The sequence below is a fragment of the Capnocytophaga sp. oral taxon 335 str. F0486 genome (assembly GCF_000277665.1).
GTDB classification, from domain to species: Bacteria; Bacteroidota; Bacteroidia; order Flavobacteriales; family Flavobacteriaceae; genus Capnocytophaga; species Capnocytophaga ochracea.
In genome coordinates this window covers 1-16805 of record NZ_AKFR01000031.1, presented here as the reverse complement: position 1 = coordinate 16805, position 16805 = coordinate 1, and the positions used below count along the sequence as shown (strand labels likewise).

Genomic DNA, 16805 nt, shown 5'->3' with positions numbered 1-16805 from the left:
TAAAAAGGTAAGATTGACAGTAAAACAATTCATAGAGATTATTAGGCATCCCTACACTATTAACGATGATCAAGTATATGAACTCGACGAGATAGTGAAGGAATATCCTTATTTCCAAGCGGCAAGGGTGTTACAACTCAAAATATTGCATTCCGAAGAAAACTACAAGTACAACAAAGCCTTAAAACTCGCTGCGGTACACGTAACCGACCGCTCAGTATTGTTTGACTTTATTAATTCTAAAAGTATTATCCCTGATTTCTCAGCCCTACGTCGTGATTTTGAACGTATTCGCAAAGCGAGAGAACGCAAAGAAGCCGAAGAAACTGAGAATACACCTCCTAAGGTAAGTTACATCGACCACGAACCGCGCTTGTATCGCCCTAATGTACCCGAATCTATTTTCGAAGAACCTATTTTCCCCGAAGATTTGGTAAATCACCAAGAGTTAGCCGATGCTTTTGAACCAAAAACAGAGGAAAAACCTAAAACTGATACTGACAATATCTCTCAATGGTTAGAAAACATCTCTGATGACCATACCGAAGTATCTTATAAAGACGACAAGGTAGCCGAGAAGTTCAAACTCATTGATAAGTTTTTGGAGAACAATCCTAAGATTGAAGCCTCTAAAGACTATGTATCCAACGTAAATTTAGCCGATGATGTAAACTCAGACCCTAAACAATTAATGACCGAAACATTGGCACAAGTATATGTAAATCAGCGCAAATTTAAGCAAGCTATACAAGCGTATGAAATATTAATTTTGAAAAATCCAGAAAAAAGTGCTTACTTTGCAGCCCAAATAGAAAATATCAAAAAACTACAACAAAATAATTTATTTTAATTTATAGAGAAATGACTACATTCAACATCTTTTTAGTGCTTATCGTGGTAGTATGTTTGCTACTCGCTTTAGTAATTATGGTACAAAACCCTAAAGGAGGCGGACTCTCTTCTACTTTCGGTGGCAATACTCAAGTAGTAGGTGGCGTGAAAAAAACAGGCGACTTCCTCGAACGCAGTACTTGGACGTTTGCTACTGCTTTAGGAGTGCTTATTCTTATCGCCAACACCTTACTACAAGGCAATACCGGTGTAAATGCCGATTCTAAACTGCTCGATGGCAATACCCCTGCTACCCCTATAGAAAACCCTCTTAACCAACAAGCACCTGCCAACAATGCTACCCAAATGCCTGCTACTCCTGCCACATCTTCTAATACAGGTAACTAAACTGACAAAAAGTCAGTTTTTACAGATTGGCATACTTTCTGAAATATCCTCTTCGATTTTTTATAAAAGGAATTAAAATACTTGAATGAAAAGGTTAGATAACATCCCCACATCCCCCCTTTCGAAGGGGGCGCGGGCGATGTAATTCCCTAACACCTAATTCCTTTTTTCTAAACAAAAAAATAACTAAAAACTAAACAATAATGGCAAAATTGAATATTAAACCTTTAGCTGATAGAGTAGTGATTGAGCCCGCAGTGGCCGAAACTACTACCGCATCAGGTATTATCATCCCTGATACTGCAAAAGAAAAACCTCAAAAAGGTACGGTTGTAGCCGTTGGAGCAGGTACTAAAGATAACCCTGTAACCCTAAAAATAGGCGATACAGTACTCTATGGCAAATATGCCGGTACTGAACTAAAATTAGAAGGTAAAGACTACCTTATTATGCGTGAAAACGACGTATTAGCAGTTATCTAAACATAAAAACTAAAAACTAAAGAAATGGCAAAAGATATTAAATTTGATATAGACGCTCGCGAAGGTTTAAAACGTGGCGTTGATGCATTAGCAAATGCAGTAAAAGTAACATTAGGACCTCGTGGTCGTAATGTGATTATTAGCAAATCATTTGGTTCACCACAAGTAACCAAAGACGGGGTTACCGTTGCTAAAGAAATAGAACTAGAAGACGCTCTCGAAAATATGGGCGCTCAAATGGTAAAAGAAGTAGCTTCTAAAACCAATGACCTCGCAGGCGACGGTACTACTACCGCTACTGTATTAGCACAAGCTATCGTAAAAGAAGGTCTTAAAAACGTAGCTTCTGGCGCTAACCCAATGGATTTAAAACGCGGTATCGACAAAGCCGTAGCAAAAATCGTAGAACATTTGGCTAAACAAGCTAAAGAAGTAGGCTCTTCTTCTGAAAAAATCAAACAAGTAGCCTCTATCTCTGCTAACAACGACGATACTATTGGCGAACTTATCGCTCAAGCATTCGAGAAAGTAGGTAAAGAAGGGGTTATCACCGTAGAAGAAGCAAAAGGTACAGATACTTACGTAGACGTAGTAGAAGGTATGCAGTTCGACCGCGGTTACCTTTCTCCTTACTTCGTAACCGATTCTGAAAAGATGGTTGCAGAACTCGACCACCCTTATATCTTGTTGTACGACAAGAAAATCTCTACTATGAAGGACTTGCTTCCTGTATTAGAGCCTGTAGCTCAATCTGGCAAACCTCTTTTGATTATCGCTGAAGATATTGATGGTGAAGCATTAGCTACCTTAGTGGTAAACAAATTGCGCGGTACCCTTCGCATCGCTGCTGTAAAAGCTCCTGGTTTTGGTGACCGTCGTAAAGCAATGCTCGAAGACATCGCTATCCTAACTGGTGGTACTGTAATTGCCGAAGAAAGAGGCTTTACTCTTGAAAACGCTACTATCGATATGCTTGGTACTGCCGAAAGAGTAAGTATCGACAAAGATAACACCACTATTGTAAATGGTGCTGGAAAATCTGATAATATCAAAGCGCGTGTAGCACAAATCAAAGCACAAATCGAAAACACCTCTTCTGATTATGACCGTGAAAAACTACAAGAGCGTTTAGCTAAACTCTCTGGTGGGGTAGCAGTGCTTTACATAGGTGCTGCTTCGGAAGTGGAAATGAAAGAGAAAAAAGACCGTGTAGATGATGCCCTTCACGCTACTCGTGCAGCTGTTGAAGAAGGTATCGTAGCAGGAGGTGGTATAGCGCTTATTCGTGCTAAAAATGTTTTAGGAAAACTAAAACCTCTCAATGCCGACGAAGAAACAGGTATTAAAATTATCCTCAAAGCATTGGAAGCTCCTTTGCGCACTATCGTAGAAAACGCGGGTGTTGAAGGTTCTGTAATCGTAGCTCGTGTACTCGAGGCTTCAAGAGATGCTTACGGATACAATGCCAAAACAGGTACTTATACCGATATGTTTAAAGCAGGTATCATCGACCCTAAAAAGGTAACCCGTGTAGCTCTTGAAAATGCTGCCTCAGTAGCTGGTATGATTCTCACTACCGAATGTGCTTTGGTAGACATCAAAGACGATAAAGCAGCTGCAATGCCTCCAATGGGTGGTGGAATGCCAGGAATGATGTAATTGTAAATTCATAGCATTATTATCATATTTTATTAACACGAAAATCAGGGAGAGTTTACAATGGAACTCTCCCTGATTTTTTATACCCAAAAACTATATTAACTCTCTGAAATGTGAAAGAAATGCAAACAGTTTGTAAATGAAACGTTAAAAAACAGGGTGAAAATGCGAAAAGCATATATTTTATTACTAAAAATGATTGTACAAATAAAAAAAGTCGTATATTTGCCCCGAATTTTAAAACACAAGTAATAAACATTTTTTTATATGAAAAAAACCTTATTAAGTATTGCAACTGTCGTTGCAGTGATAACAAGTGCTAACGCACAAGATATGCTAAGTAAGAGCAAATTTTTTGACAATTGGCAAGTAGGTGTTAAAGGTGGTGGATTCTCTTGGACTACCCGTGAAGCTTTTATCAAAAACACCCGTGCCACTTTTGGAGCTGAGATTGGTAAACAAATCTCTCCAGCGTTCCGTTTAGGCGTTGAAGGTATGGCGTATGTACGTCCAGTAGATTTTGACAACAACTCTAACTACTTAAACTTTGTAGACCAAACTAACGTAAGTTTAGTAGGTACTGTAAACTTAAGCAACCTTATTGCTGGTTACAAAGGAACTCCTCGTTTCTTCGAAGTAGAAGGTTTTGCTGGTTTAGGTTGGTTACATACTTATATACAAGGTGCTGACAACAGAAAAGCTCCTAATGTATTAAATGGTATGACTGCTGAGTTTGGTTCTAACTTGTTGTTCAACTTAGGTCAAAGTAAAGCTTGGGGTATTAAAATTAGCCCAGCTCTTGTTTACACTGTTGATGGTGTAGCTAATCCAGCTGAATCAAACTCTCAAAATGAGTTGAACCTCAAAAACTCTTGGACTCAAGTAACTGCTGGTGTGGTTTACCGTTTCAAAGGAAGCAATGGTGCTCACCACTTCACTACAGCTACTCAAAATCCTGACAATAGCGCAGAATTAGGTAGACTTCGTGATGAGTTGAACAGCAAAAACAAAGAATTGTCTGACTGCCAAAGACAAGTTAATAAATTGCAAGATGACTTAGAAGCAGCTCGCAACAAGAAACCAGAAGTAGTAGAAAAAGTAGTTACTAAAAACAAGAAAACTTTAGAATCAGTAGTTACTTTCCGTGTAGCTAAAACTACTATTGATGCATCTCAGTTGCCTAACGTAGAGCGTATCGCTTCTTACCTTAACAAATATAGAAATGCTAAAGTTAGTATCAAAGGTTATGCTTCACCAGAAGGAAACTTAGAAAAGAACAAACAATTAGCTACCGCTCGTGCTGAAGCTGTTAAAAATCTTTTAGTTAAACGTTACAAAATCTCAGCTGATAGAATCCAAGCTGAAGGTAATGGTATCGGTGATATGTTCAGTGAACCAGATTGGAACCGTGTAAGTATCGCTAATATCGTAGAGTAATCAAATACCCTACAAAATAAGAACTTACAAATAAAAATTAAGGAAAAAGGCTATCCTAATTAGGATAGCCTTTTTTATTTTCTATTACGTGAGTTCAAGTCAAATTAAAAGAAGCGAGACCTCTGCTGAAAAAATGTTAATAACTTTTAAAACCCAGCAAATTTTTTAAAGTTTAGAAAGTAGAATACTCGACAGTCTTTTTTAGTATGAAAAACGTTAAAGTATTATTTATCAGTAAAATAATAGAAAAACTTTTCTTGTCTTTTAATTGAAGTTTAACCGAAGGTAGAGCGAAGCTAAGGCGAACCTAAGACGAATCTAAGACGAAGAAAAGGTGTTAGAATATTGGATATCAATAGGTAAAAAGCCCTTATAACTTTATTGAAGAAAAAGTGTTAAAATAGCGTTTTTAACAGATAAAAAGCAATGTTACTACTTTCTTTTTACGGTGAGCTCGGTATAATAAAACATCAAATAATTAAAAAAATCCCACAGATTGCACAGATTTCACAAATCTACGAGGTATGTAAGGCGGTTTTAGTAGCTAAAGAAATGTGATTTATACGTACTGCGACACAAAATGGATATCAACTTTACCAAAGTTTAAAACTTTGGCAAAGTATTGGACACAAAAACGACCCAAAAATAATGTGCTAGCAATAGAAAATAAAAAAGCTGTCTACTTTTTAGTAGACAGCTTTTTTTATCGTAGCACCACAGGCTTTTAATATTCGCCAGTAGGCTCTACAAATATCTCTTCTTTTTCTTTATGACCACTTATACTTTCTTGTATCGCTTGGAAGAATACAAAGAATACCGGAATCACAACAAGTCCGAAAAAAGTACCAATAAGCTGACCTATAGCGGCTCCCGTAGCTACTGAACGGTTTCCCGTTGCACCTACACCTGAGGCAAATACCAAAGGCATCAAACCAACGATGAAGGCAAAGGAAGTCATCAAAATCGGACGCAAACGTGCCATTGCGGCATTGATGGCTGCCTTAGATAGGCTTTCCCCCATACGACGGCGTTGCACAGCAAATTCTACAATCAAAATCGCGTTTTTAGCTAAGAGTCCCATCAGCATAATAAGGGAAATTTGGAAATAGATATTATTTTCTAATCCAAAAAGCCACTGTCCTAAATAAGCTCCAAAGATACCAAAAGGCAATGAGAAGAGCACTGATAATGGCAATAGGTAACTCTCATACTGTGCCGAGAGAATAAAATAGGTAAACACCAAACTGAGCAAGAAGATGAGAATGGTTTGTGAACCGGCATTCTGCTCTTCACGCGTTAAGCCCGTATAGTCGATTCCATAATTATTATTGAGGGTTTGGGCAGCCACCTCTTGTACTGCTTTCAGAGCATCACCTGTACTATAGGTAGGGTTGTTCTGAGCTGAAATAGACACCGAAGTAAAGAGGTTATAACGGCTGAGCAATTGCGGACCGAAAGTACGTGTAAGAGTTACAAACTCGGTAATAGGTGCCATCGTTCCACTACCTGTTTTCACGAATAAGCTATTAAGGCTATTGAGGTCTTTACGCGCTTCGGGCAACGATTGTACCATTACACGGTATTGCTTTCCGTAAAGGGTAAAGTCAGTTGCATAGAAGCCCCCTATATAATTCTGTAAGGTCGATAGAATAGTGCTCACTGTAATACCCGACTGCATAGCGCGTTCTACATTAATATCCATTTGGTATTGTGGATAGTTCACATTGAAAGAGGTTTGGGCAAACTGTATCTCGGGACGTTGCATCAGGGCACCCAAGAACTCCTGTGCATTCTTGTTCACCTCACTGATATCACTTCCGGATTTATCCAAGAGAACAAACGATACCCCACCTCCTACACCAAAACCAGGCACGGAAGGAGGCTGGAAGAAAATTACATTGGCATCTTTGATATTGGCTACAGCACGAAAGGCATTGTTGATAATCGATTTAATGTCTTGACCGGGGAGTTTAGAGCGTTCCTCGAAAGGTTTCAGCTTGAAGAAACCCATACCATTATTACTACCTTCGCCCGAAATCATACCGCGACCAGTAACAAAGGTAACATTTTCGACACCTGGGATATTGGAAACACTTTCGTTTACCTCACGCATTATATTGGCTACGCGTTCCATAGATGCCCCAGGAATCATTGATACATCCATCATCACGAACCCTTGGTCTTCACTGGGCACAAACCCCGATTTCATACTTTTATTGGCAAAATAGATACCACCTCCAGCCATAAGTAAGAGCACTAAAGTTACCCATTTATGACGAAGGAAGAAGGTAAAGGTTTGACCATATTTACGTGTAGCGGCATTGAAAGCTATATTAAATTTGTGGAAGAACTTGCCAAACCACGACTTTTCTTCATATTCTTTATTGCCGTGAGGTTTGAGGAAGAGCGAACAAAGCACCGGACTGAGGGTAAGTGCATTGATAGCTGAAATCACGATGGCTACAATCAGAGTTACCCCAAACTGTTTGTAGAAGACGCCCGTAGTACCACCCATAAAGGTTACCGGTACGAACACTGCTGCCATCACAAGGGTGATAGAGATTATCGCCCCTGTAATCTCGTTCATAGCTGAAATGGTAGCGGGTTTAGCTTTCTCGTGAGTTTGTTCCATCTTGGCGTGCACCGCCTCGACAACCACAATAGCATCGTCCACGACTATACCGATAGCTAACACCAAGGCGAAGAGGGTAAGCATATTGACAGAATAGCCAAAGAGATTCAAGAAGAAGAAAGTACCCACGATAGACACTGGCACCGCAATAGCAGGAATGAGTGTAGAACGGAAGTCTTGCAAGAAGATATACACCACCAAGAACACCAATAAGAAAGCCTCTAAAAGGGTAGACACCACCTTAGAAATGGCAGCACCTAAGAAAGTGTTGGCGTTGTAGTTGATAGTATAAGTAATCCCTTCGGGCAAAGAAGGCTTCAACTCGTCTAAGAGTTTTTCAATATTTTGGATAATCTCGTGAGCGTTAGAGCCTGGTGTTTGCGAGATACCCATTGCCACAGCAGGACGACCTTTGCTTTCAGAAAATCCTGTATATCCGAGCGCGTCGAGTTCTACCTTAGCCACATCTTTAAGACGGAGAATACGCCCTCCATCTAACGCTTTGAGCACTATATTTTCATATTCCGATACTTGGGTGTATTTTCCTTTGTACTTAATCACATATTCATAGCTACTTCCGCTGTTTTGCCCCAAAGTACCCGCAGCCGCTTCTCTACTCTGAGCTGAAATTGCAGCAGTTACCTCGGTAGGATTAAGCCCATAGGCTTGGAGTTTTTGCGGATTTAACCAAATGCGCATAGAATAGGTTTTACCTCCAAAAGCACTGGCATCCCCTACCCCACTGATACGTTTGATTGCAGGAATCACATTGATGCTCAAGTAATTTTGTAGAAATACATCGTCTAACTCTTTATTCTCAGAGAAGAAAGAGAGAAACATCAGGTTACCAGAACTCTGTTTGCGTACCGTTACCCCCGATTGGGTTACCTCAGATGGCAAAATAGAGTTGGCACGCGACACCGCATTTTGCACGTTTACCGCCGCGATATCACCATTGGTACCCTGTTTGAAATACACAGTAATATTTGCTGAACCACTATTAGAAGCCGATGAGGTAATATAATCCATATTTTCTACCCCATTGATTTGTTCTTCCAGCGGAATCACCACCGCTTTGAGCACTGTTTCGGCGTTGGCACCGGCATAGTTAGCCGATACCTGTACCGTTACAGGGGCGATATCAGGATATTGAGAGATAGGCAAAGAGATAATCCCCAATACCCCTAAAATCACTATTAAGATAGAGACTACCGTTGATAGTACGGGTCTGTTAATAAAGTTTTTTATCATAAGTTAGATGTTATACTTGAATTAAAATTCTTGTTTAGTAGGACGCAAAGTAATCTCATTGATAGCTACATCCTCTGGTTGTTCAATAGCATACGCAATAGCACGGGCAACTGAATCGGCAGGAATCTCATATTCCTTATAAAAAGCCTGAATACCTGCACTTGTTTCAGGGTCGGAACTACCATACTTAAGTTCACTTTCCACCGCACCTGGGTAAAGGGTAGTCACGCGGATGTTATCTTTAGCGGTTTCTATACGTAAACCTTCACTAATAGCTTTTACAGCAAACTTAGTACCACTGTACACCGTACCACGACCTGCCGCTACCTTCAAACCCGCTACTGAGGATAAGTTGATGATATGTCCACTATGTTGCTTCTGCATCGTTGGAAGTACTGCAGCAATACCGTAGAGTACCCCTTTGATATTGATATCAATCATTTTGTCCCATTCGTCTACTTTAAGCTTTTCGAGAGGAGCCTGTGCCATCAGTCCAGCATTGTTTACCAGCACATCTATACGACCGTAAGCTTTGAGCGTTTCTTGGGCAACACGTTCCAAGTCCTCACGTTTGGTAACATCACATACAATGGCAAGAGCCTTACCGCCTTGAGAGCCGATGCGTTTCACTAGCGATTCCAAGCGGTCTTTACGGCGCGCAACCGCTACGACTATAGCACCATACTGCGCCAAATAAAGAGCAGTAGCTTCACCGAGCCCGCTACTGGCTCCTGTAATAATCACAACTTTATCTTTGATGTTTTCTTTCATAATTACCAATTTATTAGATATTAAATACAGAAAAGGAAGTGCTTTTATAGTAAAAAACACTTCCTTTTTGAGGGTGTTACCTTATTCTATGCAAAGGTAAGACAAAAAAGTTACGTGAGAATGAGGTTCGATGTTAATCTTTTCTTAAAGTTTCAAAGGATTATACAGAGGTAAGTAGTGCTTATTTTTCTTCTTGTATTATGTCTTTGTACTCTGCCCAGAAGGTTTCAAACTGCAACATCGATTGATAGAGGAACTCCATCGCTGATTGCCAAGTAGCTTTGTTGTGAATGGTTACGTTTGGCAATTCTACATACACACAGCTGATTTCTTTACCGTTGTTCAAGAGAAAGTGCTCTTCGAAAACAACATTAGGGAGGTACTGTTCTTGCAGAATCGTTTTCAGCGACAACAATTTGTTGTAGTACAAACTACGTGTTGCCTCGTCAGGGTCTTCCACAGCGAGAAGCACCCGTGCTTTACAGGTGTCGAATGAAAACTTAAAGCTGAAATCCTTTATCTTGGTATTGTAAAGCGTCCATTTCCGAGGGAAGGATTTGCCAAAGGAAATCCAGAAGTCTTCGCGTAGTTTTTTTGCTTCAGCTTTGCTGTACAAGGGGTTAAAGTGTGAATTGGATATTTGCTAAAAATGTATGACCTCTATCATCTATTTTTTTAAACAAAGTAAATTTATAGAACGTGGAGCCGTCCTTTTCAAGCACTCCAAATTCATTATTTTTTAAATCATAAGCTACGAATGTATTCGGGGTAAGAGTCGGTTTGATTTTATAACGCAATTCATTAGTCTTCTTATCATACAATTCGTATGAAAAATCCACTTTTTTAGCATATAAAAATTCTATATAGGGGTCTTCTTCTATTATTTGAGTATTGCTTTTTGTTATGGTAGTAGGTTGTGCAGGAGTAAGGGTAGCCATTGCCGTTTGAGTAGTAACAGGTGCTTTGTATTCCGACTTAAAAGTTGCTAAAGCATTCCCTTCAAAAGCATTGCGCAAGGCTTCTTGATACGACTTCTTGAACTCCTTTTCACGACTTTTACCTATCTCGGAAGTAAAGACGGTTTTATTAGCACAATCGGTGAGGATAAATTGCACCTTAGAGGTCATCATATTCGATTGGTTTTTCACGTCGGCTCTCAAAGCATCGCAGGGATTTTGGAGCAGTTCAGCAGGGACTTCGCTCTCCATATATGCTTTAAGACCTTGTTTTTCCAGTAAAAACTTCGTAAGTGCATTCAACTGGTACTGATTATCCTCCTTTTGAAAAGTATAACGGTTAGGCACAATCACAGTTTGTGCAACAAGAGTCAGTGGTAGTAATGCTACTAAAAATAATATCTTTTTCATTGGTTTCTAATATTTATTCATATTCATTATTCTTCATTCGAGCTTCGAGTTCGGCTTGAAACTCTTCTATCACGGGTTTCATAGTGCTTTCAGGGAGGTCGGAGATGCGAATGTACATCAATCCATCTACAGAGTTGTTGAAAAGTGGGTCGACGTTGAAGGCAATGACTTTGGCGTTTTGCTTAATGTACTTTTTAATGAGCACCGGCAAACGCAAGTTTCCTGGTTCGAGTTCGTCGATGAGTTTGTCGAACTTATTGAGGTCGGCTTTGGTTTCGTCGAAAATAAAATCTTTATCCTCGTCTTTGAGTTTTACTTTGAACTCTTTTTTAGGACGTACATACTGTGCAATATAAGGGTCATAGAAGTTCGACTTCATAAACTCTATCATCAGCGATTTAGAAAAGTCAGAGAACTGGTTGCTAATACTCACACTACCCAACAAATATGAGTGTTCCGGATAACGCAAAGTGGTATGAGCAATCCCTTTCCACAGCAAAAACAGTGGCATAGGTTTCTGCTGATATTCTGAAATGATAAAGGCACGCCCCATCTCGATGGTTTTACTCATCATATCGTATAATTCGGGCTCAAAACGGAACAAATCGTGGGTATAAAAGCCTTCGATACCGTATTTAGGAAATATTTCAGCCCCTAAGCCCATACGGTAAGCTCCTACTATCTTCTTAGCTCCGTTATCCCAAAGGAAAAGATGATGATAATAGAGGTCAAACTTATCTAAGTCAGACGAAGCGTTAGTCCCCTCCCCTACTTCGCGGAAGGTAATTTCACGTAAGCGTCCTATTTCCTTCATTATATTAGGAATCTCTTGATAAGGTGCTAAGAATACCTCGTAGTTGTTGTTTTTGAGCAGTCGGTAATCTTTTTTAGTGATGTTATCAACTTCCTTCTCTATGAGGTCTTGTTTGATAGGCGCTTCTATCTGTTGAGGATTGCTACCGCTCTTGCTTGATTTCAACACGTTAGTGAGTGGTAAAAACTTCTTATCTTGCTCTAAAGCATTGGCTAATATATAAGTTTTCTTACGTAAAAATTCGGTAAAATCTTCCAAATCGGTATGCTCATCTTGCATAGCTACCGAAATAGGCTTACCTATGCGTATATAAATAGTGCGTTCTTTCTGTGTAAGCAGTTCTGAGGGCAATTTAGCCGTGCGTAACGTATCACTGATGCTTGCCAAGAAGTAAAACAACTTACTGTTTTTGGCGTGAAAATAGATAGGTACAATAGGCACTTTCACTTTTTTAGCAAGTTTCATAGCCGCCTCTTCCCAAGGCTTATCTACCATCAGTTGCCCCTCTTTGGTTACCGATACCTCCCCCGCAGGGAAAAGACCTAAGGGTTTGCCCTCTTTGAGGTGTGCAATGGTATGCTTAAAACCCACCACGCTAGATTTCGCATCTTTGCGGTCTTCAAAAGGGTTTACCGGTAATACATAAGGCGCTAAGGGCTCAATACGTTGCAAGAGAAAATTCGCCATAATCTTGAAATCAGGACGTTTTTCTAAGAGTAATTTGAGGAGCAGAATGCCATCGACTCCCCCCAGTGGGTGGTTAGAAATGGTGATAAAAACCCCTTCTTTGGGGATATTCTTAAAATCCTCTTCGGGTATTTCGAACTTTATTTCAAACTCATCTAACAGTTTGTTTAGGAAGTCTAACCCTTCAAAGTGTTTGTTTCGGTTGTAAATAGCATTGAGCTTGGAGATACGGAGCAACTTCATCAGTGCCCATCCTCCAAAAGTACCCAAGAAGCCAAGTTTATCAATATTAATCGCTTTGGCTACTTCTTTGGCACTTACCAATCCTTTATCTTTTTGTTTTCTCATTCTTCTTTAAAGTCTTATGATTGTTTTCCTTTTTGCAGTTGCTTCATTCTTTTCAAGCGTGTCTTCTTTTCTTCGCCGTGCAAAACTTTGGTAGCTACTTTGGCTACGGTAAGACCTTGTACTAAAATGGAAAACAATACTACAATATAAGTAATTTGCAACAGTGTTTCTTTTAATCCTCCTTTATCAGCAGGGATAGAGAGTACTAAGGCAATGGATACTCCTCCACGAATACCCCCCCACACCATTGTGATGAGCGAGCCTCGCGAATAGGTAGTTACCTTGCGCAATATCGTTTTGGCGGGAATATAAAGCGCCAGTGCACGCCCCAAGAGGCATACAAGAATGGCTACGCCTCCTAAAAGGAACTGCTCAGTTAGATTGTCTATCAGTAGCATCTCAAATCCTATGAATAGGAACAAAATAGCATTCATAATCTCGTCTATGATTGCCCAAAACTTTTCAAGGTAATCTTTATTCTCTGCACTGCTGGCTTTCTTGCCTACATTGCCTACAAAGAGTCCTGCAATTACCATTGCCAGAGGCGAAGAAACGTGAGAAGCTTTAGTGATAAGAAAACCTCCCATTACCACTGCCAAAGTAACAAGTACACTCACGTGATAGTCATCGGCTTTTTTCATCATTTGAGAAGCTACCCAACCGAAGAGCACTCCGAGGAAAATACCTCCTCCTGCTTCTAAGAAAAAGAGCTTAGTAATAGCGAAGAACGAAGGCTCAAAAGTGCTATTAGTAGCCAATTTCAGTACTACGGCAAACATTACTACCGCTACCCCATCGTTAAAAAGTGATTCACCTGTAATCTTAGTTTCAATACGTTTAGGTACATTCGCTTGTTTGAGTATTCCCAATACCACAATAGGGTCGGTTGGCGAAATAAGCGTACCAAAAAGCAGACAATAAATGTAAGGAATATGGATATCTACCAAAGGAGCAATGTAGTACAGCAAGAGTGATATAAAGAAAGCCGAAAGTACTACACTGATAGTTGCATAAGTAAAAATGGAGATTTTGTAGTTTTTAAGGTCGTTGATATTGATGTGGAGAGCTCCTGCAAAGAGAAGGAAGTTCAACATTGCTCCCATCAGTATTTCAGTGAAGTCAAAGCCTTGTAAAAGCGATTCAAGACGGTGTGCAAGCCCTGTAAATACTTCACCTCCGAAAAGACGTACGCCTACCGATATCATCATAGCAATCACCATAATACCTATGGTCATAGGCAGTTTTACGTAGCGAACATTCACGTACGAAAACAAAGCTGCTAAGACGATAATTACTGAAAAAGCGTAGTATAACTCCATTAGTACTATTTTATTTTCGGCAAAGGTACAAATAATTTGCTAATTTGCAAATCTGCTAATTTGCTAATTGCTTCTGAAGTCTTTTCTGTCGTTGTTCTACAAGGTCTGAGAAGTTATATAGTAAAGCTGGGGTTTGGTATTCTAATTCTCCACTATTGATAGCCCGCAAGATAATTTCCTCTATCCAATAGTCCTCTTCTACATTCATAGGGTCATAGCCTTTTTTGAGAGAAAGGTCGTACAGCCACGCGGTTTTGTTATACCAATAAGCATTCCAACCATTGCGCAGGTCTTTTACCAATTCGTAAGCCGTTTTTCCAGTTTGGCGGTGAATGAGTTTAATGAGAATACGCCCTTGCGAGCGGGAAAGTTTTTTGAGTTCGTCGGTGAAGTGGTCTTCAATATAGCGTTGAGTGCGTTTTACGTACACCTTCTTTTGTCGTTTATTTTGCATAGTATCCATCGTACGTTCCATTGTATAGAGCCGGTCGGCAGCCATTTTGGCATACGGATACACGCGTTTCACCCTACTGCGGAGAAGCAAATAGCGCTTTTGAGCTTCTGCATCACCAAAGTAATGTTCTTTACCAAAAACACTTACCTCAGCAAGCCGAATAGTATCTCCTGAATAAAATTGTTGGTCAAAAATATAAATAGTATCACGCTTCTGCGAGAAAGAAGTAAAAGGTAAAAGGTAAAAGACAAAAACAGTGATAGCTGGGTAAGTGAATAAAAGGTAATGTTGTATAGGTGCAATGATGTATTTCATTCTGATTTTCTTTATTTATTTTTAAAATCTAACGACTTTAACAACATTTGCATTGCAAAAATTGTTCCAACCTTTTACGTTTCACTTTTCTCTTTTCACTTCCCTAACACCGCCATTTTTATTGCAGTAATAGCCGCCTCCACGCCTTTATTACCCAGCTTACCACCACTGCGGTCGAGCGACTGCTGGAAGGTATTATCAGTGAGAACGCAGAAGATAATAGGCACTTTACTTTGTTCCGCATTGAGCTGGGCAATACCTTGGGTAACACCCTGGCACACGAAATCGAAATGACGAGTCTCTCCTTGTATCACACAGCCTATTACAATAATAGCGTCTACCTCGTTAGTATCGAGCATCCGCTTGGCTGCGTGCACTAATTCAAAGCTCCCTGGTACTTCCCATAAAAGTATGTTGTCATCAATAGCACCACAATCTTTAAGGGTCTCAATAGCACCATTGCGCATTCCATAAGTTACTTGCTCATTCCACTGAGAAGTAATAATCCCAAAGCGAAGAGATTCCGCATTTGGGATTATTTTTTTATCGTATTGTGATAAGTTTTTGTTTTCTGTTGCCATTAATTATTGACTAATTTTCCCTATAAGGATATCGATAGTACGTGCTTCTTCTGAGGTAGGGTACTCGTCTTTGATGCGCTCGTAATATTTCAAGGCATCGTCTTTTTTACCTTGCAAAGAAGCTACTATCCCTGCTTTTTTCAGGTATAACGGAGTTACAAAGTCATTTTTGCTATGTTCAAAGGCTTTGATATAATATTTCAATGCCTCAGCGTTATTTTTCTGTTGAAGGTAAGCGTCTCCTATATTTCCATAAGCCAAGGCTCCGAAAATATCATCAGTAGAGTCGAACTCTTTAAGGTGATTTATTGCGTTGTTATAGTCACGCAAACGCATATAAGCCATACCCATACCGTACTCAGCGAGGTTAGCAGCTTTGGTACCACTGTAATTTTCGGCAATTTGCTTAAATCCATATTTTCCTTTTCCACCGTTGATAGCCACTTTAAAGAGGGAATCCTGCGCTCTAGCATCAGTAGCTTCCATCGCTTCATCAAAGAACTGTTGTGCAAAGAAAAGCTCATTAGCAGCATTCTTTTCCTTAGGGGCTTTCACAAACTGTTGGTAAAGCAAATAACCCAAGCCTATCACAGCTACGGCTATGAGAGTTCCAATAATAATCTTCTGATTGCGTTTTACCCAATCTTCGGTGCGAGTAGCGCCTGCATCGAGGGCATCAAACACCTCAGCAGTAGTACTTTCTTTGTGTAATTGAGCCTGTTGTGCTTCGTCTAAATGCTCGGTATCTTTTTGTCTATTAGGTCGGTTGTTGTTCTTTTTGTAAGTTGCCATATATAATTTTCATTAAAGTTCGGCAAAAGTACAACTTTTATTTTAATTAGAAAGCAAAACACAAAAAATTATTTACTTATTAGTCATTTTTCCCATTTTATCTATTAGTTAATATACGGCGAGTTTCCTCCACATCTCCTCCGTCATTCGTCCCTTGTCATTCCTCATTTCTTCCCTTTTCCATCGCTACACTTCCTCCTTTTCCGTCATCACATTCCCCTTTTACTGTCACCACATTTCCCTTTTACTGTCGCTACATTCTCCCTCTCCTTGGGAGAGGGACGGGGTGAGGATTCCCTTTCTTTCGCCTCGAAACCCCGTTTTTACCATTTTTAGCTCTGTTGTATTATACTATTATTCAATCACTTATATACCCTTTCTATACCAATCGTCCAAGATTCGTATAAGCTTCCTATAAGCTCTCTATAAGCTAACCCCACCCTCCTTACACCCTTTTTTCACCAAAAATCCTTCTAACTCACTTTTTATATTTTTCGTTTTTCTCCGATAACTCAGACCAGTCCAATTTGTCCGACAAGTCAGACTCGTCAAAAAACCTTTTTTATCACTACCACCCATTTGCTAATTTTCAAATTTGCTATTCTGCTAATTTTTCCCGCCCATCGTGCTACGACTGCCTGTGCGGCTCGCACCTTT

Annotated in this window: 15 protein-coding genes; 5 read left to right on the top strand and 10 right to left on the bottom strand. The window is 39.8% G+C overall.

Annotated elements, in window-relative coordinates; all coding sequences use genetic code 11:
* Positions 1-13: 13 nt before the first annotated feature.
* The 5 genes from HMPREF1320_RS06295 to HMPREF1320_RS06275 all read left to right on the top strand — a co-directional run bounded on the left by HMPREF1320_RS06295 (position 14) and on the right by HMPREF1320_RS06275 (position 4817).
* Positions 14-850, top strand: a complete 837-nt coding sequence (locus HMPREF1320_RS06295) for a hypothetical protein (RefSeq protein WP_002673420.1) — start codon at positions 14-16, stop codon at positions 848-850.
* An 11-nt stretch (positions 851-861) separates the two neighbouring features.
* Positions 862-1239, top strand: coding sequence for a preprotein translocase subunit SecG (gene secG, locus HMPREF1320_RS06290; RefSeq protein WP_009417952.1), 378 nt, complete (start codon positions 862-864; stop codon positions 1237-1239).
* 203 nt (positions 1240-1442) lie between these two features.
* Positions 1443-1721: a co-chaperone GroES gene (gene groES, locus HMPREF1320_RS06285; RefSeq protein ID WP_009418065.1), complete on the top strand. Its 279-nt coding sequence runs from the start codon at positions 1443-1445 to the stop codon at positions 1719-1721.
* Between the two features lie 24 nt (positions 1722-1745).
* Positions 1746-3380 carry a chaperonin GroEL gene (gene groL / locus HMPREF1320_RS06280; protein WP_009418123.1) on the top strand — a complete coding sequence of 545 codons (1635 nt, stop codon included), beginning with the start codon at positions 1746-1748 and terminating at the stop codon, positions 3378-3380.
* A gap of 267 nt (positions 3381-3647) precedes the next feature.
* On the top strand, positions 3648-4817 hold the full coding sequence (locus tag HMPREF1320_RS06275; protein WP_009417959.1) for an OmpA family protein: 1170 nt from the start codon (positions 3648-3650) through the stop codon (positions 4815-4817).
* Between the two features lie 724 nt (positions 4818-5541).
* Here the strand turns inward: HMPREF1320_RS06275 and HMPREF1320_RS06270 are convergent.
* From HMPREF1320_RS06270 to HMPREF1320_RS11670, 10 genes are all read right to left on the bottom strand, one after another.
* Positions 5542-8700, bottom strand: a complete 3159-nt coding sequence (locus HMPREF1320_RS06270) for an efflux RND transporter permease subunit (protein WP_009417997.1) — start codon at positions 8698-8700, stop codon at positions 5542-5544.
* Positions 8701-8721: 21 nt separating this feature from the next.
* Positions 8722-9471, bottom strand: a complete 750-nt coding sequence (locus tag HMPREF1320_RS06265; protein WP_009418125.1) for an SDR family oxidoreductase — start codon at positions 9469-9471, stop codon at positions 8722-8724.
* A 181-nt stretch (positions 9472-9652) separates the two neighbouring features.
* Complete coding sequence (locus HMPREF1320_RS06260) at positions 9653-10087, bottom strand: DUF4268 domain-containing protein (protein WP_009417960.1); 435 nt, start codon at positions 10085-10087, stop codon at positions 9653-9655.
* Positions 10088-10091: 4 nt separating this feature from the next.
* Complete coding sequence (locus HMPREF1320_RS06255; protein WP_009418059.1) at positions 10092-10838, bottom strand: hypothetical protein; 747 nt, start codon at positions 10836-10838, stop codon at positions 10092-10094.
* 13 nt (positions 10839-10851) lie between these two features.
* Positions 10852-12687, bottom strand: coding sequence for a GNAT family N-acyltransferase (locus tag HMPREF1320_RS06250; RefSeq protein ID WP_009418144.1), 1836 nt, complete (start codon positions 12685-12687; stop codon positions 10852-10854).
* Positions 12688-12701: 14 nt separating this feature from the next.
* Entirely contained in the window at positions 12702-14006 is a 1305-nt protein-coding gene (locus HMPREF1320_RS06245; RefSeq protein ID WP_009417926.1) for a cation:proton antiporter, read from the bottom strand.
* A 55-nt stretch (positions 14007-14061) separates the two neighbouring features.
* Positions 14062-14775: a DUF4294 domain-containing protein gene (locus HMPREF1320_RS06240; protein WP_009417905.1), complete on the bottom strand. Its 714-nt coding sequence runs from the start codon at positions 14773-14775 to the stop codon at positions 14062-14064.
* A gap of 95 nt (positions 14776-14870) precedes the next feature.
* Positions 14871-15356: a 6,7-dimethyl-8-ribityllumazine synthase gene (ribH, locus tag HMPREF1320_RS06235; RefSeq protein WP_009417964.1), complete on the bottom strand. Its 486-nt coding sequence runs from the start codon at positions 15354-15356 to the stop codon at positions 14871-14873.
* Positions 15357-15359: 3 nt separating this feature from the next.
* Positions 15360-16148 carry a tetratricopeptide repeat protein gene (locus HMPREF1320_RS06230; RefSeq protein WP_009418131.1) on the bottom strand — a complete coding sequence of 263 codons (789 nt, stop codon included), beginning with the start codon at positions 16146-16148 and terminating at the stop codon, positions 15360-15362.
* 423 nt (positions 16149-16571) lie between these two features.
* On the bottom strand, positions 16572-16727 hold the full coding sequence (locus HMPREF1320_RS11670) for a hypothetical protein (protein WP_002673486.1): 156 nt from the start codon (positions 16725-16727) through the stop codon (positions 16572-16574).
* Between the last annotated feature and the right edge of the window lie 78 nt (positions 16728-16805).